This is a genomic window from Candidatus Harpocratesius sp., assembly GCF_054039255.1.
The window spans coordinates 22,401-41,697 of record NZ_JBPLBG010000033.1 but is presented as its reverse complement, the minus strand read 5'-3'; the positions used below and the strand labels follow the sequence as shown (position 1 = coordinate 41,697).

At 29.5% G+C, this 19,297-nt stretch carries 17 protein-coding genes and 1 tRNA gene; 5 read left to right on the top strand and 13 right to left on the bottom strand.

The genetic code is table 11. The features are described from left to right. The first annotated feature begins 83 nt into the window (after nt 1-83). Nucleotides 84-2,636, top strand: coding sequence for an HsdM family class I SAM-dependent methyltransferase (locus tag ACXLDF_RS07350; protein ID WP_457557858.1), 2,553 nt, complete (start codon nt 84-86; stop codon nt 2,634-2,636). Nucleotides 2,637-2,804: 168 nt separating this feature from the next. Here ACXLDF_RS07350 and ACXLDF_RS07345 read toward each other — a convergent pair whose 3' ends face one another. Further along, the gene (locus tag ACXLDF_RS07345) at nt 2,805-3,962 is read right to left on the bottom strand and encodes an alpha-hydroxy-acid oxidizing protein (RefSeq protein WP_457557857.1); all 1,158 of its coding nucleotides are present in this window, start codon (nt 3,960-3,962) and stop codon (nt 2,805-2,807) included. Between the two features lie 236 nt (nt 3,963-4,198). Between ACXLDF_RS07345 and ACXLDF_RS07340 the strand changes: the two genes are divergently transcribed. Next, nucleotides 4,199-5,122: a hypothetical protein gene (locus tag ACXLDF_RS07340; protein WP_457557856.1), complete on the top strand. Its 924-nt coding sequence runs from the start codon at nt 4,199-4,201 to the stop codon at nt 5,120-5,122. Between the two features lie 65 nt (nt 5,123-5,187). After that, a tRNA-Arg gene (locus tag ACXLDF_RS07335) sits at nt 5,188-5,261 on the top strand. A gap of 334 nt (nt 5,262-5,595) precedes the next feature. Here ACXLDF_RS07335 and ACXLDF_RS07330 read toward each other — a convergent pair. The 7 genes from ACXLDF_RS07330 to ACXLDF_RS07300 form a co-directional block, all read right to left on the bottom strand. Next, entirely contained in the window at nt 5,596-5,853 is a 258-nt protein-coding gene (locus tag ACXLDF_RS07330) for a hypothetical protein (protein ID WP_457557855.1), read from the bottom strand. 150 nt (nt 5,854-6,003) lie between these two features. Then, complete coding sequence (locus ACXLDF_RS07325; protein ID WP_457557854.1) at nt 6,004-6,957, bottom strand: glycosyltransferase family 2 protein; 954 nt, start codon at nt 6,955-6,957, stop codon at nt 6,004-6,006. Then, complete coding sequence (locus tag ACXLDF_RS07320; RefSeq protein ID WP_457557853.1) at nt 6,950-7,678, bottom strand: polysaccharide deacetylase family protein; 729 nt, start codon at nt 7,676-7,678, stop codon at nt 6,950-6,952. Before ACXLDF_RS07320 ends, ACXLDF_RS07325 begins: the two co-directional genes overlap by 8 nt. Nucleotides 7,679-7,689: 11 nt before the next feature. Further along, nucleotides 7,690-8,898, bottom strand: coding sequence for a cysteine--tRNA ligase (cysS, locus tag ACXLDF_RS07315; RefSeq protein WP_457557852.1), 1,209 nt, complete (start codon nt 8,896-8,898; stop codon nt 7,690-7,692). A gap of 67 nt (nt 8,899-8,965) precedes the next feature. Continuing rightward, on the bottom strand, nt 8,966-9,961 hold the full coding sequence (locus ACXLDF_RS07310; protein ID WP_457557851.1) for a radical SAM protein: 996 nt from the start codon (nt 9,959-9,961) through the stop codon (nt 8,966-8,968). A 3-nt stretch (nt 9,962-9,964) separates the two neighbouring features. Next, on the bottom strand, nt 9,965-10,780 hold the full coding sequence (locus ACXLDF_RS07305; RefSeq protein ID WP_457557850.1) for an adenosylcobinamide-GDP ribazoletransferase: 816 nt from the start codon (nt 10,778-10,780) through the stop codon (nt 9,965-9,967). Continuing rightward, nucleotides 10,780-11,577 (bottom strand): leucine-rich repeat domain-containing protein, encoded by a 798-nt coding sequence (locus ACXLDF_RS07300; RefSeq protein WP_457557849.1) that lies wholly within the window; start codon nt 11,575-11,577, stop codon nt 10,780-10,782. Before ACXLDF_RS07300 ends, ACXLDF_RS07305 begins: the two co-directional genes overlap by 1 nt. A 486-nt stretch (nt 11,578-12,063) precedes the next feature. Between ACXLDF_RS07300 and ACXLDF_RS07295 the strand changes: the two genes are divergently transcribed. Together ACXLDF_RS07295 and asnB are read left to right on the top strand one after the other, a co-directional pair. Continuing rightward, nucleotides 12,064-13,122 (top strand): radical SAM protein, encoded by a 1,059-nt coding sequence (locus ACXLDF_RS07295; protein WP_457557848.1) that lies wholly within the window; start codon nt 12,064-12,066, stop codon nt 13,120-13,122. 36 nt (nt 13,123-13,158) lie between these two features. Continuing rightward, a complete protein-coding gene (gene asnB, locus ACXLDF_RS07290; protein ID WP_457557847.1) occupies nt 13,159-14,979 on the top strand; it encodes an asparagine synthase (glutamine-hydrolyzing) in 1,821 nt (606 codons plus the stop codon). Nucleotides 14,980-15,049: 70 nt separating this feature from the next. On the opposite strand, the gene ACXLDF_RS07285 is transcribed toward asnB, so the two are convergent. From ACXLDF_RS07285 to ACXLDF_RS07265, 5 genes are all read right to left on the bottom strand, one after another. Further along, nucleotides 15,050-16,072, bottom strand: a complete 1,023-nt coding sequence (locus tag ACXLDF_RS07285; RefSeq protein WP_457557846.1) for a hypothetical protein — start codon at nt 16,070-16,072, stop codon at nt 15,050-15,052. Between the two features lie 335 nt (nt 16,073-16,407). Beyond that, nucleotides 16,408-16,542 (bottom strand): hypothetical protein, encoded by a 135-nt coding sequence (locus ACXLDF_RS07280; RefSeq protein WP_457557845.1) that lies wholly within the window; start codon nt 16,540-16,542, stop codon nt 16,408-16,410. 5 nt (nt 16,543-16,547) lie between these two features. Further along, nucleotides 16,548-17,087: a hypothetical protein gene (locus ACXLDF_RS07275; RefSeq protein ID WP_457557844.1), complete on the bottom strand. Its 540-nt coding sequence runs from the start codon at nt 17,085-17,087 to the stop codon at nt 16,548-16,550. A 57-nt stretch (nt 17,088-17,144) separates the two neighbouring features. Continuing rightward, nucleotides 17,145-17,462 (bottom strand): hypothetical protein, encoded by a 318-nt coding sequence (locus tag ACXLDF_RS07270; protein ID WP_457557843.1) that lies wholly within the window; start codon nt 17,460-17,462, stop codon nt 17,145-17,147. 146 nt (nt 17,463-17,608) lie between these two features. After that, nucleotides 17,609-19,279: a formate--tetrahydrofolate ligase gene (locus ACXLDF_RS07265; RefSeq protein ID WP_457557842.1), complete on the bottom strand. Its 1,671-nt coding sequence runs from the start codon at nt 19,277-19,279 to the stop codon at nt 17,609-17,611. Nucleotides 19,280-19,297 lie beyond the last annotated feature (18 nt).

The window sequence follows — 19,297 nt, the reverse complement described above, 5'->3', positions numbered from 1 at the left end:
AGTGGGATAAAATTAAAAATTTGTGATTTTTGTTTCTCAGCAATTCTAAAATATTAAATAAAATGAACTGCAATATAGCTCTAATGCTGCTCTATTCTCCAGAGAAATTAATCAACCAGCATTGGCTTAAAAATAATTTGGGACTTAAAGGAGAATGGGGTCAAAAATTATATAAACTTATCGTCACAAATATTCAAAATCGGATTAATGTAAAAATAGAAAAATCTTCTTTCAATCTTTGGAAAAACGAATTATGTAATCTTTATCCCATGAAAGAACTTACAATTGAATTATATGCAAAGCATTGTCTATTATTTTCGATATTATTTGCATTTCTTGAGCATGTAAATAAAAATATGAATAAAGGTAAAGATCCAAAGGTAGAAATATCGCATTATTTTAATTATTTTGAATGGATTATCAAAAATCATCAAATTATTAAAGAACTTGCAGATCTAAAAGATATATTAGCAAGGTACCGAGTAGAATCAGAAGATCTTTTTGCTGGAATATATCAAGAATTAATTTTTAATTCAACCCGCCATATTCAAGGCGAATTTTACACTGATGAAGTCTTATGCGAGCAAATGGTCGAATCATCATATCAGATGGGGATGAAAGTCTTAGATCCAACTTGTGGTTCTGGAACTTTCCTTTTGATAATTGCTCGAAAAATTTTGAAATCATCAGTTTCTTTTGAAGAGAAAGTACATTTCTTATCAAATTTATACGGAATAGATCAGAATCCATTAGCCTATTTGATGACACGAGTTAATTTAATGCTTCTTGCATCTTCTTACAGAATTTATCAAGATATTTTCAATATATTTTATAAAGACAGTTTAGAAATTAATCTTAGAGATTTGAATAAACCGCAATCAGCCATTTCCCAGAGATCGTCGAAATCATCAATAAAACAGCCAAAAAGAGAACAGAATTCATTTGATTTATGGGATTTAATTATTGGTAATCCACCTTGGTTGGTGTTAAATGGTATACCTTCGAAAGAAAAGCAATTGCAGATAAAAAGGCTTGGGAACGATTTAAACATATTGTTAGGTGGAAGATTTGCCACCAGTACTGAAATTACTACGATATTTTGGCAGAAAATGGTTAATGAATTTTTAAAACCAGGAGGTATCATTCATTTTGTTGTCCCTGCCAGTTTAGCCACAGGAAGTCAGCATGCTCGATTTCGACAATTTTTAGGAGTTGAGAAGATAGAAATTTGGGATTTTACAATAGATTTTTTCCGGATTCATAATATCTGTTTGAAGGCGCAAAAATCACTTCATCCTTTGAATAAATTGATCAAAAAAACACATTGGATTAAATTTAGCTTTGATGAAGAGCACAATTGTTTGAAAATGATTTCAGAAGAAGATTATCTTCCGATTACGGTTGAATTTAAAGATGGATCGGATAAATTTTTCCAATATACAACAGATAATTCTTCTAATAGAACATTACATAAATGGACCAAAAAAAATCAGAATTCTGCACTCAGATCGAATTCCAATACAAATAATCAAGAATTTCATTCTTCTATTTTAGTTGGAAGGTTAATTTCTGAAAAACAGTTGATATCCCTTTTCGGAAGACCTACACCACTTCAGATCTCAAAAAATCAACATTCACCTTATAAAGATCTTTTTCGACAAGGAGCATCATTAGTTCCTCGAAATCTTTTATTTGTTGAAATTAATGGAGCTAAAATACCTCCTAATTTTGAACCTATTCCCCATTCCATTTTTATGGCGGAACATAAACATATTCCGTATATTTTTTATCCAAACAAAGAAGCAGAAAATTCGAAGATTATTGAGATTTCGCCTGCGACATCAATTCAATCTAAAAAAGATAGTACATGGAACTTTAATGCATATACTTCAGTTCGTATAGAGAGCAAATACTTATTTCCTATTGCAAAAAGCACAGGTTTGTTATCATTTTGCTATTTTCAACCTTATATGGCAACATTACCATTAGAAATATCGAGTAACTCAAAAGCTCATATTTTTTCTCAAGTGAGAATCCCAGATCAACCTTTAGCACGTAAGCATTTTACTAATTTAAGCAAAATATACGCCAAAAATTTAAAATCTGGAGCAAAAATAACCGATTTATTTTCTCGATTAGATTATGGACATGCTTTATCAGATCCAAAGCAGCTACAACAACCGAAGATTGTATTTGCTGGGATTGGAAGTAATGTTAAGGCCGCCATTCTTCACACGCCTGCAATTATCGACACTTCTCTTTATTTTTATATTCCTTCATCAATGGATGAAGCATATTATCTTGTTGGGATTCTTAATTCAGATTTCATCATATCATTCGTACGATTATCAGGAAGCACTGGTGCGAATGGGAGTCTACGAAATATACATAAAGCACCATTTAAATTACCAATCCCTATTTATAACTCAAACAATGATATTCATCGCCAAATTTCAGAAAAAGCTCGGAATATTGAAAAGAGTGTTTATCATTTTGTAGATGAAACATTAAAAACAGCTCCTGAATTAAAAAATAAAATTAAAACATTACAAATACGTTTAATTAATAATCCTCATTATCGGCAACAAATAATGAATTTAACCCAATTTGTTCAAAAAATATTAAATTTACCTTAAGGAGAAGAATTACAATAATTATCAGAAGGGATTATTCAAATTAAGTTCACTTCAGACAAGATGTGTAGTTAATTCAAGTTCCTGGTATTTTTAATAATTTTTTTAATAGTGTGCGAATTAGTTTTTAGTGCGAATAAGTTTGTTAATTCACTCAAGGTGAGTATAAATTTATGGACTACAAACATCTTTATAATGGGCAGGAGGGTATTTTAAATTCCGTCCCCGTACCCATTCATGAGTACGTCCTATTAATATGGTACGATTTCGCACAATTTGGCGTAATTCTTTGATATTTCGCACACCCAATAAACTCATAGTAATTTTCATTTGTGTAATAATTTTTAAAAACCAATTTTTTAGATTCTCTTCATCCGGATATCCAAAATCTTCCATAATTTCAATCAAAACAGGATAAGCAAAACTAACTAAATCAGCCCCTAATGCTAAGGCTTTGACAGCTTCTCGACCATTTCTAATTCCACCACCGACAATCAAGGGAATATCCCGATTTTCAGGTCGCAATGATATATCTAAAAGACTCCAAACTGTTGGAATTCCCCAAAAATCAAAAGGACGCTTGATTGGGGGATAAGTTTGTTTTTGAGAAGTTGATAAATCCTTCACAGTTTCAATTCGGGCAATTGAAGTGCCGCCAACACCTTGAATATTAATACCTGCAACCCCGGCATCCCACAATGGTCTGATATCTTCATTACTCAAACCTGTGGTAAAGCTTTTTATAAATACAGGAATATGCAGCTGATATGTAAGATTATGAATTCGCTCAATCAACCCTTTATATCCTGTATTTCGAGGATCGACTAATATATCTAGAAGAGGGGATACCCAAATTTCAACACCATCGGCATTAATTGAATCAACAATTGTTTGAACATCCTTCACATAATCTTTACTTTCGAGAATTACAGTTCCAGAAATATTCGCAAAGACCAATCCATCAGGATTTTTCTCTCTGACAACTTGGAAACTCTTCAATGCATCTTCATCTGCATTTTTTTGCAAAATACAACGTTGATCTCCGACACCTTGAGCAATCTTATATTTTGCAGTAAATTCTGCAATTTTTTCATTTATCGGAATGAAATTTTTATACCCTCCTGCAAGAGATCCAACACAAATGGGATATTTTAAATGTTTTCCCATAAAATCTATTGATAAATCAACATCATTTACCCCAATTGGAGTTAGAGCGTTTGGAATAAAATAAACTTCTTTCCAATAATTTTTCCCATGGTATTGAATATCTTCTTTTAAAACAGTCTCCATGGTTTTTAACTGGTAATGCAAGAACTCTTCTGGTTTCATTTCGCATTATGTAATTGATCAGATCCTTTATAGATATTACTTCGATTATGTTATTTTATTATTTTATTTTAATGAAAAATTTTTTAAGGAAATAATAGTTGCTTATCCCTTTTTTGGACAAATGAGCAAATAACTTAAAAAGGAACGAAGCAACTCAATAATTAAGCATTTAATTCAACTTGATAGGTGTAGATTAGTTATTCATTATCCAATTTTAGAATCTAAGATGAAAATTGATGATGTATGAACATAATTTAAAAATTAAGATTTTTTCTGGATATTTCTTATTTGTTGAATCGATTTTTATTTTAATAGAGATTTCATTTGTATTTGATGATATCTTGGATTACCGAGAAAGAACCTGCACATTACAACAACTTTATTGGTCTTTAGCCTTCATATTTTTGTTATGTAGCAGCATTGAAATTATTTATTACTATTTTCTTTTCGCAATAATTAATTTTAATTCTCAGAAAGGGATCCAGATCATTTCTCGATTCTCTAAAATTAAGGCAACTTGGAAAGAAATAAAATCAATTGAACTTACGCTAAGCCTTAGCAAACGTAATTATTCTGTCCAAGGTGGCATATTATTGATTTTTTTAGTGCCTTTTTTTTATCATAATCGAATTATGAAAATTCATATTAAAACATTTTCAGGAAAGGAAAAAACGATTCGTACTTATGCTAATTTAAAAAAAATTAACCTTCTTTTCGAATTCTTGACAGACATGAAAATTTTTAACACATCTTATTATAAAATTGATATAAATGAAAAGAAAAAAAAATCAAAAAAAAAGAAAAGTGTTAAAAAAACAGAAAAAACAAAAAAACCCCGATTTTTCGACCAATGGAGATTTGTTCAGAATAATTCTTATAAAAATTTGGTTGTAAACGATATTTTCATTCGAGACAAAAATGGGAATATCTGGGATAAAAATTACAGTAATAGAGCAAAAATAATTCTTATTTTAGGCATAATTTCAACGATCTGTATATTTACTCTTTTATTTTTGACTGCATTACATTACGAATTTTCACAATGTCCGACAATTTGGAACATTTTCTTAATAATACTACTAATTTGTATAATCATAGGATTACCATTAGCTTTTTTAACGCCAGAAATACGTGATAATCCCGAATTTCTTGAAATTTAGGGCCCCTTTTTCCGAAAAAATTTTTACTTATGAAGAATTTTTTTCTATAAATTTCATTTTTTTTTGGACCCATCGCCTAGCGGATATGGCGTCAGCCTCCTAAGCTGATTTTCCGGGAGTTCGAATCTCCTTGGGTCCGCTACGATTTCTTCATTCTATTTAAATAAAATTATTTCAAAATAGCGCAATAAATAGGAAAGAGATAATTGAGTGTTTTTTAAAATCCAAATTTTTGAAGTTTTACACCTACGTTTTTCAATTTTTTAAGAAGTTTGGATTGTCTGGTATTTATGTCGATGAATGGTATCGAATCTGCCGCTTTTATATCTTCGATGATGTAAGTAGAACAGTAGCCGGCATCGGCTGTTATCGTCCAGACATTTTGTTTGGTTAATAATGTCAAATTTTGGATGGGTTCTATTGTATCATTAAAAAAAGCGGCTTCTGCAGTATTTCCTGCTTGGTAATTCCGATTATCGGAATGCAGTTAGAGCCGTATCCGATTGAACATTTTTGCCCGATAAATTATCCACCCGGCGTAAATATTTATGGGTTTTATCCTTATTGAAAAGATCCCTCAATATTTCATCCAAATCAATAACATCATTATATTCTTCATCATACACATGCGATAAATCTTTATCGAAAAAGTGTTCCTTAAAAAGAGAACCAATTCCTTCAAATTCAAGGTAAACCTGGAATTTTACATTTGGTGGGAGAGGATGGAACAAAAAAGCAAGGAAAAATTCATTATTTATATTTTTTTAATATTTTGTTGAATTTACCATCAATAGTTAATAATTGGATAATTTTCCCTAAGATTCCAACCATATCATATCCTTTCTAAAATTTTAACCTTTGGTTTCGACAGATCTCAAACTTTAAATCACTTTAAATCTTTGTATAAATATAAATTCATAAATCTGGCCCAGTACTTCAAAAAGTCTGATTGTCATTAAGACAAAATAGATTTTTAATGGATTCTTATCTGCCCTAAGCATTTCAGGAAATTCTTTAAGAGAATTAGGGATATTATAGATATTTTTCAGTAAGAAATTAATAATACTAATTGGGCTTTTTCCATTTCTTCTTAATAATGCAACATCTTTGCGACCGTCTTGAAAACTAGTTTTATAGAGAACAGAAAATTGAGGATTGTGATGATGATAGATAATCATTTCAGGATTATATCCGATAATTAATTTTTTTGATAATAATAAATCAGAGATATATTGGTCTGCACCGCGTTTAATCCATACCGGCCATTCATTTATGTTAGAAAGGGCATTTCTTTGAATTGCAGAATTACCCCCACTAATATGTGTACTTATTCCAGGAGAATTTGTTTTTGGGAGATTGTATTTCTCTCGGATTTTGCTTTGATATTGAGTATCTAGATAATTTTTATGTCGACGATTATACACTTGTTGTCTCGTTCGAGCTAATAAGTTATTTGTATTAATAGGGAGGATTCTACCTAAAACTGCAGACACTTCAGGAAAGGACTTAAAGTATTTCAATATAGAATTGATCCAATTTGGATGGATTTCAGCATCATCATCAAGAAATGCAATTATATCTGATGTTGCTATTGACATTGCTTCTTTTTGAGCATTTGCTTGTCCTTTATTTTCAAGAAGATAAATCCATTTAATATTGAGCCCTTCTCCATATTTTTCAATTGATCGAGATAAATTCCCCCCATCATCAACTACAATAACTTCGCAATTAGCAAGATTTACATTCTTTGCCCGTTTTATACTCTTTAGACAAGATAAAAGCATTTTATAGCGCTTATAAGTCGGGATTATAATAGAAATGATATTACTACTCATGCTGAACACCATTAATATAGTTCTCAATTTTTTTCTTTAAATCTAAAGGAGAATCATTTGGAGAAACGTAAATCCTTCTTATATTTAGTAAATTTTCTTTCCAATTAAAAACACCTTGGCGCACTGTTGTAAATCCAATTTTATGGAACTTTCCACATATTTCTAAGACTTTTGAGCTAGCGTCACCATAAGGATAAGATATTGATTCAGGAGGACTACCAATGATTTCTTGTAAAATTTGGTTATTTTTCTCAAATTCTTTTTGTAATCGATCATCTGGTAGTTTTGAAAGTCTTTGATGAGTTAGCGTATGACTTCCAATCTCATGATTCAGATTCAGTAAATATTTTAAATCTTTTTTAGTCATATGGGGTTGTATCACGTGCCACTTATGATTCCAATCATTAGTTTTTCCTATATACTGACCAATAACAAAAAATAATGCATTACAAGAGAAATCTTTTAATATTGGACAAGCATATTCAATAACTTCTTGTAGCGAATCATCAAAAGTTATTAATATTGGATTTTTGGGAAGTATACAATTATTATTAAGATAATTAATTACATCTTTGATTCGAATTGGATTATATTCGTTTGTAATAAATTTAATATGTTCAAAGAATGTTTTCTCAGATATTGTCAAATAGTCTGAGCTTTCAAGATTTACTCCATGATACATTAATGTAGGAATAATTAAATTTGAGTTATCTTCCACCATTTTCTTTTTTTTCACCTATTTTTTTTATCTTCATCAAATATAACTAAAAAAGAATTGATGTCTTTTCTGAACGAGAGAAATTGGTTTATACACTTTTTACTGATTAAATGATTTTCTCTCATTTTTTGTTGAAAAACATTAATTAATTCAAGAAGGTGTTTAATTGCGAGATTTGTATTAAAGTTCAGATCCATTGCCGTGTAAAATTCATTAATTTTGCTTAAAAGAAATTTAAAATCCTCTTCTTCATTTGCTATGTTTTTATAATGCTTTAATTTTATAAAGAATGATTGAATTTTTTCCCGTTCATCAGAAGCCTTTTTTAAATCATCTTCTGTGAAATTAAGTTTTTCAATATAATTTGATCTAAAAAAATAATAACGGAGTGATTTTGTCGGATATTTTTTGAATATATATTCAATTTTTATTTGGTTTTCTAAAGATTTTGAGACTTTTACATTATTGATTGCTAAAAGTCCATTATGAATCCAATAATTTGAAAATTTCTTACCCGTGGCGGATTCTGATTGTATTATTTCAAATTGATGATGAGGTCGTTTAAGATCTATTCCACCTCCATGAATATCAACTGTAGCACCAAGATACTTCATACATATTGCGCTACATTCTATATGCCATCCAGGTCGACCATCACCCCATGGAGAGTTCCAAAGAGGAAATCCCTCTTTTTTTTTAATCCAAAGGAGAATCTCATCTTGTTGTTCTCTCTGCTTATCCATCTCATCGGGTTTTAAGAACAAATTAAAATACGTATCATCTATTTTACTAGAATCAAAAAAAACATTCCCATTTTTAATATATGTAAAACCTTTTTTCTCTAAAATTTTAATTAAAGAAATAATTGTGTTAATTTCTTCGGTTACCCGAGGTTTATAAGTGGGTTCTTTAACGAATAATTCGCTTTGCATCTTTTCATATCGAATAATATTTTCTTCAGCACATTTTTTTAAAGGAATATTTAATTCACTTGATCTTTTCACTATTTTTTCAGAAATATCCGTATAATTGTGAACATAACAAACATTATAACCTTTGAACTCCAAATATCTTCTAATTAGATCAAATGTAACTTCAGAGCGCGCATGACCAAGATGTGGCTCATCATAAACCGTAGGACCACATACATACATAGAAACTTGTTTATTTTTAATTGGAATGAAAATTTCCATTTTATTCGTAAATGTATTAAAAATCTTCATTTTATTGTGTATAAAAAATTCGTATTTATTATAAACAAATCGGATATAGAAAGGTGCGAATTAGTTTTTAATATCCCATAATTGGTATTCGAAAATGTAAAGTCATTGGACACCATCGGCATAATTTATGCCTATGCACTCGAAAATTGTCCCATTTTTTTGATGTCCATATTTCTTTAAATGATTTATTAAAAACATTTCCCATAATAGGTTTGTGAAAATATTCGACACCATTACATGGGTGAACCTCCCCATTTGCTAAAATAATTGTAAAATAGTGAGAGCGATTACAGTTAGAGTTTCCACTTGGGTGGTATTCTCCAGTTGAAAAATTAATCCATGCATCTGCATTGGGAGTAAAGATATTTTCAATTGTGCTTAATGCTTCTAATTTATATTTATCTAAAGACATCTTATCAATTATTTCTTTTAATTCGGGAATGATCCTTGAGCGAAATTTAATAATTTGATCTAGAGTAGGTAAATATTTTTTTTCAAAATCACCTTCAAGATAGGCTACATATAAATAACCTACTTTCTTAGAGAATGCATATCTTAAAATATTAGGTAATTCAAATATATTTCTTCGAGTAATAATTGTTTCAAGATCTAAATGCCCTGGATGGAATTCTTGCAGATATGTAATTGCACTTTTTGCCCGCATGAGTAATCCTGGTTCATGGCGCATATCATCGTGGATTTCAGGTAAAAGACTGTAGATTGAGATCCTTATAGTATCCACATTGGAATGAATTAATTTACCAATCATTTCAGGAGTAAGTAGGCCTCCATTAGTATTCAGATTAATTCTCATGTCTAAACTTTTTGCGATATTGATTAAATCTATCAAATCATTATATAAAAGCGGTTCCCCTCCGCTAATATTACATTGTTTACAATCAAGCTCAGAGATCTCATATAAAACCCTTTTCCAGTCTTCAATTAATAACATTTTATCTGTCAAGCGCTTTGAGTATAAATTCATTCGTAAAGAACATGTAGGACAATTTGCTGTACATTTTAAAATAGGTTTTATTACAAATCGATGCAAATTATATTTCATTTATTAAACCACCAAATACACATTTATTGTAAAAAATAAAAATAATTCACTTAAAGTCCATGAAAAACCAATTATATCTCCATTTAATTCTCCCATCTTTTGGATTAAATAATGTTTTGAACTAAACCCAATAAAAATAGAAACCAAAATTAGAATCAAAAAAAAAAAGCCATAATTAAGATTAGGAATTTTAGAGTAATACAATATTAGATATGATATGACAAAAACGATCAAAATAGAGAGAATAATTCGATGTTTTTTTCCAATTTCTTCTGAGAAAAATCTAAAATCACTTTTTTCTCGAAAGGACTTGTGATTTGAAAGAGCAACTGCAATTGATATTTTTGATATGGGATTAACAACTATGATTAAGAAAAATGCATTAACTCCAAAGATAATAAATAAATTATTGATAAATGAGAACTCTAATATTAAAAATAGACCAATCAAAGTAATCCCGTATACTCCTTTTTGAGATGAACGAACGACATCCCAAACTTTATTTTGATTACAATTAGGATTTGAAAAACTATAAAAAATACCTTCAGAAAGATCACAGAAACCATCAATTTTCTGGAATCCATGAATAATTTGATCAATAGAGATATATGTTATTGCGGAGATCAACCCAGAATTAAAAATATAAAAGAAGACAATAGAGACTAAAGCGCTAAATAAGTTTATTAAGAAATCACAAATAATGGCTAACCACCAGAAATTTCGCCCAATGAATCTAAGATCTTTTTCACTTCTATATGATTGGGTTTTAATAATTGATAGAAATGATATTATCTTTTGTATCTTTTTTATGATTTTCATTATCTCAACTTCTCTTTATTAATTTCATTAAAATTTTTTTTATATTCAAGTATTTCAAGAGAATTAAGTCTGTATAAGAATTCAGGAACATATTTTAATTCATTATCAAATAAAACAAGCTCTTTAAGATGATTTAAATTTATTAAAGAATCGGGAATTTTTTTGATTTTATTATAATTTAGTTTTAAAATTTGAAGCAATTTTAGCTGACCTATAGATTCCGGTATTTCTTCTAATTTATTGTACCACAGAGATAATTTTATTAAATTTTGAAGATTGCCAATCGAATTTGGTATATATGATATAGCATTACCGGCTAAGCAAAGAATCTTCAAATTTTTTAGTTTTTCAATGGACTCGGGAATGGAAGTAAAGTGATTACCTCCAATTTCAAGGACATTAAGCCAAGTCATTTTTGTTATTACTTCAGGAAAAAGCGCCAATTTATTTTTATATAAATATAGTTCTCTAAGATTAGTCAATCGGACTATTTGATTGGGGATAGAAGTAATTTCATTATTTGCAATATTAAGAATCGATAATCTTTTCATTTTAGTTATAATCTCAGGTATTGAAGTAAATTTATTTTTGTATAAAAATAATACTTCTAAACTTGTAAATTGCTCAATTATTTCAGGAAGAGATGTTAAACCCATGTTATATAAGCTAAGTTTTATGACTTTTGCATTATCCTCTACATATCCTAGAGTCTCGCGGGTTATATCGTCTACTTTATGAATTTTTACATTTAACATCGTCTCTAAAGATTTCAAAAGAGTAAAATCATCTTTAATCAATTGAATTCCCTCAGAATTTTTAAAAGTTATTTATCGAATACTGAATTATACAGTTGATTGATTACTTATTCTTTTTATTTTAATCATAGAAATATTTCATTTTGAACCCAATGCTTTCTCCTGTATTGTTGTTCCAAACATGGGGAGTCCCTAATAATTAGATAGCCTCGTAAGTTTATTAACCTTAGCTAGAGCATAGTGATTGGGAACTCTCGTTTATATGGCATCCCCGCTCAGCAGAACACCCTTGTGAATGAAACTACCCCGAACGGTAGCTATCTTGATGCGGGAAGCTAAAAAAGATAATTTAGACGAGCTAAAAAAGATAATTTAGACGATTTTCCTTTGCGTTAACAAATTTACAATAAAAATCAAATATTATTTTAATCTAAATTTATAACAAACCTTTTATTTTTGATGGAATTACCAAAACTGACTTATATTTGCATAACACACATTAAAAATAAAACATTGGACTGAAATTTAATGCAGAAATGGAAAATAGGTTGGGGGATTACAAATGCATGTAACATGAATTGTAGTTTTTGCTATAGTAAAAATGAAAGAAATTCTAAAGAAGTCTCTCTTGCGTATTTGATTGATATGATAAAGAGAAATCATAAATATATCGACTCAATTAATTATGGTACTGGGGAAAATACAATTTCTAAAAAATGGTTTGAATTTCTATTGTATATCTATAAAAACTATCCGCAGATTCCACAAGCACTAACGACAAATGGCTCTTTCTATCAATTATATAAAGAATTAGATAGTAAAAACAGTCTTTTAAACAGTCTCTCAGAAATAGATATCTCTTTAGACTTTTCAAATCAAAAAGATCATAATGAATTCAGAGGAAATAATCACGCATATGAATGGGTAATGAAATCTGCTAAAATATGTTCAGAGAGTAACATTACTGGTACTTTTGTTATTATGGCTATAGATCGAAATACTAATTTAGAGAACATAAAGAAAATTTTTAAGATTGCAAAAAAATTTGATTTTTTCGTTAGAATAAACATATTTAGACCAAATGCGATGCAAGATTTAACCCCATTAAAATATTCTAACCTAAAAAACCTAATAAAATATATCTTACAAAATCATAAAATAGTATCTTTAAGCGATTCTTTATTTTCAGCCTTGATTTTAAACGAAGAATTTAAAGACGCTTCTGGAATTACTAGCATACGAATTTTACCAAATGGATGGGTAACTCCATCAACTTACTTGATAGATAAAAATTGGCAAAAAATACATATTAATGAACTCGATTTATCAAAAATGAATTTATTTGATTTTGATTTTACTCTAATCCCTGATGATTGCAACGAATGTGAATTAAGGGATATTTGTAGAGGTGGGGCAATAGACAGGAGATTTATTTGGTATGGAACACTAAATGAAAGAGATCCTTATTGTCCAATTAGAAATAACGATAGTATTTCTTCATGGAGAAAATTATTAAAGGATTATCATCCTGTTGAAGGTCCAGAAATTCATAAAGGATATTTGCCTACTTTAATTTTCAAACCTTAATCAATTAAATAATAATAGTTAAGAGAATGGGATACGTTGAGTGGTATAGCAGGTATAAATTGGCAAGATTCTGACTTAATAAAGTCATTAACAATATTAATGAAGACAAAAAATTCAAAAAAATATGGAGAATATATAGATAATTGTGTTTCTTTAGGATGTAATGGACTAAATGATGAATTCCAACCAAAGTCAAATGAAAATGAGACAGTTTTTTGTGCTTTTATTGGTAATATCTATAATTATAAAGAATTAAGAGCCGAACTTATTAAAAAGGGACATAAATTTATAGATGATTCAGAATCTGAAGTAATAGTCCATGCTTATGAAGAATATGGACAGGATTTTGTTAATAAATTAAACGGAAAGTTTAATATTTGTATTTATGATAAAAAGAAACAAATAATTTATCTCACCCGTGATAGAATCGGCATCATGCCAATATATTACTATTTTAACAATGAAAAGTTCATTTTTAGTTCAGATTTGAAGGTTATCATAAATTATTTAAAGCAAATAAAGGAATTACAAGTAAATACTTTTGCTGTCGATTTTTACCTTTTTTACAGATTTCCACATTATAAAGATACTCCAATAAAAAATGCATTTAAACTGGAACCGGGACATTATTTAATTTTTGATTTGAAAGCGAGTAAAATCAAGAGTTATATTAAATATTGGGAAATAAAATATACGAATGAAATTAAAGATGAAGATGAAGCAATAAATAGGATATTAAATGAGTTACAAAGTTCAATTGCTAGAAGGATAAATATCGATAAACCTGTAGCATGTTTTCTTTCGGGAGGAGTTGATACGTCTGCAATTGTAGCCTTGACCAGTAGATTTACAGATAATATCCATACTTTTTCAGTTAAATTTGATAACGAATTCTATGATGAGTCATACTATGCAAATGTAATTTCTCAAAAATTCAATACTAATCATCATGTTATAGAATTTTCAGCAAAGGATGTTTTAGATGCACTATCTAAGTTACCTTATAACTATGATGAACCTTTTGCAGATGCGTCAATGGCTCCAACATTTTATGCTTCAGAATATGTAAGTAAAGATTTTGATACAATTTTAACAGGAGACGGTGGAGACATGATGTTTATGGGTACTAGGAAATATGGGAATATCCTTGAACTCGAAAAACTAAAGAGATATCGACTCTTGATAAGATTGCCATTTTTTAATAAAATGAAACAAAATTATTATAAAAATCACTTCGATCGATTAAATTTCAATAATGAAAATGCTCAAAAGTATTTACAGTTAGAATCCTATCAGATTTTTGCTCTTTTTGATTCTCTTAAAAAAATAAATTCAATAAATCTTGAAGAAGATAAAGAATTTCTTGATATTTATAAACAATTTTTTATACATAAAGATCTTTTTTTTAATCTATCTTATTGTGATCTTCATTTATATGGACCAAATGATATTCTTATTAAAGTTGATCGAGCTTCAAGAGGAAATGGGCTTGACACCAGGTCTCCATTTTTGGACAATAATTTTGTAAATTTGTCATTAAAGATAGATAAAAAATTAAAAATAAGAAAATTTGAAAGAAAATATATATTAAAGAAAGCAGTCGCAAAGATTGTACCCAAAGAAGTAATATATAGGAGAAAGGTTGGGTTTGGAATGCCTTTAAAATACTATTTAAAGAATGAATTACGAAATACTATAGAAGAAAAAGTAATTAATTTTCATGAACATTCTTATTTTAAGAGATATAATTTAGAAGAAATTTTTAAGAACCATTTAGAAGGGAAAGAAGATAATTCTGGTATTTTATGGACCTTGTTAATGTATAATTTATGGTATGAAAAATGGATCTTGGAATAGACTAATAAAATGAAATGGTTGAAAAAGAATTTTTTGTTTTTTAAAGCTCTTACTATTTATGCTTATTTTTCTATTTTTCCATGAATTCTTTTAACCGTCTAACTTTATTTAAACATATTTTTCTATATTTATCGAATATTCTATCTTCGTATATTAAAGAACCAAACCTTTTTAGAATCGATGAATATTGTTCCTTATTTAAGGTAGGATAATGTACAGAAGGAAGAAAATCATTTTTCCATATGGGAAAACCATTTTTATCAAAGATACCTAATATAATTTTACGTATATTCTGAAGAAATAATCCAAATATCAATCCATAATAAATAGAACTTGATAAGATTGAGAGATAATTCTCAACTTCTTTTTTTTCAAACCATATAAATGACTCTGGATTGGTTAATAACTCATTCAATTCAGGTTTATAAGAATTATAAGTTAAAAATCGATCAAATTTCAAAGGATCAAATTTCTTTAAGAAAGAGTTCCACTTTATTGTAGGGAGGGCCATACCAATAATTTTTTTGGGAGAAATAATAAATTTTTCAATATTTTTTGAATGATTGAGCGGTTTCACAATACCTAAATGACAATTAATCCATTTTGAAGTACCACCTTCAATTTTATTCTTCATTACTTTCAATTGTCCAGAATTAGAAGAATTTATCTCAAGATTTGATGATTCAATAACAAACATAGCTCCAGAACAAGGGTTTTTTGCCCAATAATTAATCGCTTGTGATAATAATTCACTTTTTTTTTTCGATTTCTTTATTTTATTATTTTTAATTAGATCTGAAACAGAGACCCATACCTCTTTGGAATATATATGATTACTATTTAATCCTGGATTTGCATATTTTAACATTGCTGTAGCTGGATTTAATGTTAAATTTGGTTCAGAGCTCTTAATATATAATCCATTTGTTATTATTGATGCTACATATTTATATATTGTTCCGTGAAACAAAACTAATAGAGGTTTACTATATTCATGTGATAGTCTTTCTTTAATAAGGTTTATTTCCGAATAGTTGAAAAATTCAATGATATTGATAAGATACGATCTTATTTCAATTTCCTTCCCATTCAAAGAAAAAACACTCGATTTTAATTCGTTTTATCCAATTATTAAGGATTAAATTGATTATAGATTGTTCCTCATTATTTTTAAGTTTTATTTTAACAAACAAGAATTACCAGCAGTATTTTTTCTAATTTGCCATTCTTTTAATCATTAAAAAAAATTTAATTTATACTTATTGAATTTTCTAGTTCTTAAGGACATCCTTTATTATTTTCTCTTTTTGGATTGGTTCTTCAATGTGATTTAGTTTATCAATGCAGAAATCAGCTATGAGTTCATTTTCTTTGAGATAATTATCTTTATTGGAGTTTTGAAAACCGTTATTATCATCTTCGGACTTTTTATTTTAAAAAGACTCTATCTTCTAAAGAATTGGAAGAATGGACACTATATGCATAAATTAAAATTCCGGGCACAAGCCAAGTAAAACTTTTTGCATGACCATCTATTGTAAAAATACCTCCATTACCATGCACTTCCTTCACAATTTTATAAAACATGCAATCAGAAAGGTTAATGAGAGCCAAATAATTAAACAAGCAATCGTTTCAAGCACAATGAAATTAATCCAGAAAACAGCACTTATCGGAACGTAGTCATAAATTGGAGATTGTTTGAAAATGGGAACTGTTCGATGTGTAATGAACGCTATAATCATTTCAATCGAAATTAGCAGAATTGATTGAATGATAAATACTCGAACACGTCGTTTAAGTGTGATTCTTTGTAACTCATAGTTTTCAGCAAACTTTTGTATTGGACTTGACAATCCATCTATTACACTGATGGTTACAAAAAAAAGGGCATTAATTATGGAAGTTGATATAGTAAATATTACCAAACAGAAAATAAAATTTCCTGCAAAATGCATATCGATTATTAAAAAAAGGAAAATATTTATGCCAATATATCCAAATAAAAAAGGAAATTTAATATCCTTTAATTTTGGATTATTTTTAAATGAAAAGCCCGTTTTTTTAAATAAAACGGATTCATCACAATCATTTTTGTCATTAATCATATTATTCATTATCTATTTTTTTTCATAAGTACTTTAATTCTGAATCTTTTTCATATTTTATCCAACTTCGTCATTGTCATCATGAGATTCTTCAACAAAATAATCAATAATAACTGCAGCTGTAGTGAGAAAAACTGCGATTTTAACCGCTGTAACTAGTCCCCCACTAGCTGCATCTCCCAAAAATTCTAATAAATATAATGTTATTCCTGTAATGCCTGCAGCAGCAAGAAAAGCCCATTCTCCGGCTGAAAAATCATCTAGAGCCTTAACAAATGCAGAACCGCGTTCATTCCTCAATTCAATATACTTATTTTGGAAGATTTTATGTTCTTGGGAAGTTTTCCATAATAATTTTGATTGATCCACTACCATTGATCTCATCAAGTACTTTGACAATAAATATTAATAGGATTAAGTGAATGTTATACAATTTAGAGAAATAAAAGGAGATATGCTAAAGGGGAATTAAAAAAAGCCAAAAAAAAGTAAAAAGTTTATAAAAATAAAGGAATTTTCAATTAAAATAAACCAACTACATCGCCGTCGAAATCAATATCAATGCTTTCAGCAGCTGGTTTCATCGGTAGGCCTGGCATTCTGAGCATTCGACCAGCAATTGGAATTAAAAAGCCAGCACCTGCAGCAATTAAGACACGTCGAATTTTTAGAGTAAAACCGCTGGGAGCTCCCAATTTTGTTGGATCATCAGAAAATGATTTTTGAGTTTTAGCAATACAAATAGGAAGATTATCCAACCCAATTTGCTTTATATTTGCAATATCTTGTTTTGCATCTAATTCAAATTCGACATCTGTTGCACCATAAATCTCACGGGCAACGGTAAGCACTTTTTCTTCTATTGAATCATTCCAATCATATAAAGGCGTAAATGTTGAAACAGTGGGGGATTCTAACTTTTCTATAACTAATTTCGCTAAAGCTTCCCCACCTTCTCCACCTTTTTCCCAAACTTCCGAAAGAGCAACATCAACACCTAATTGCTCACAGTATGAAAATACCATTTCAATCTCAGCAGGAGTATCGAAATTAAATTTATTTAAAGCAACAACTACAGGAATGTTAAATTTCTTCATATTAGAGATGTGGCGCCCAAGGTTGGCCAATCCATCAGAAAGAGCAGTTAGATTCTCTTGTTTGATTCGATCGAGAGATTGTCCACCATGCATTTTCAATGCTTTGATAGTTGTGGTGATAACAGTAAGATCTGGAGCAAATCCGCCGTAAAGACTGACCAAATCAAAGAATTTTTCAGCACCCAAATCGCTACCAAAACCTGCTTCAGTAACTACATAATCGTTTGTTCTGAGAGCAAAATTAGTTGCCATAATACTGTTTGCACCTTGGGCAATATTTGCAAATGGACCACCGTGAATAAATGCAGGGTTATTTTCCATTGTTTGGACTAAATTAGGTTTAATGGCATCTTTTAAGAGAACTGTAATAGCACCTGCAACATTCAAATTCCGACAATATACAGGTTTATTTTTGAAATCGAATCCTAATAAAATATTCCCAATTTTCTCTTTTAGATCAGATAAATTGCGCGCTAAACACAATATTGCCATTATTTCAGAAGCTGCGGTAATGTCAAAGCCACTTTCATGCGTAACCCCATCTGTTGATTTACCTAAACCAACAATAATATTTCGTAATGCACGATCATTTACGTCTACGACCCGATTCCATAGAATCTTTTTTGGATCTAACTCAATTTTATGTCGATAGATTGCATTATTAAGTAATGCAGCTAAAGTATTATGGGCGGATGTGATGGCATGCAAATCACCAGTAAAATGAAGATTAATATCTTCCATTGGGACACATTGAGAATATCCTCCACCTGCAGCACCACCTTTAATTCCAAAAACTGGACCCAAAGAAGGTTCTCGTAAACAAACAGCAGTTTGGCGATTAAGTCGATTCATGGCATCTGTAAGACCGATGGAAGTGGTTGTTTTCCCTTCACCTGCAGGAGTGGGGGAAGTAGCGGTTACTAAAATTAATTTTCCTGGAGGGTGTTCCATACAATTTAGACAATAATTTAAATTAATTTTTGCCTTATACGGGCCATAAAGCTCCAAACTTCGTTCAGGAATCCCAATTCGAGCAGCAATCTGAGTGATGGGCAACATATGGGCTTCCCGAGCGATTTCAATATCTGGTTTCATATAATCTCTCCAATTGAT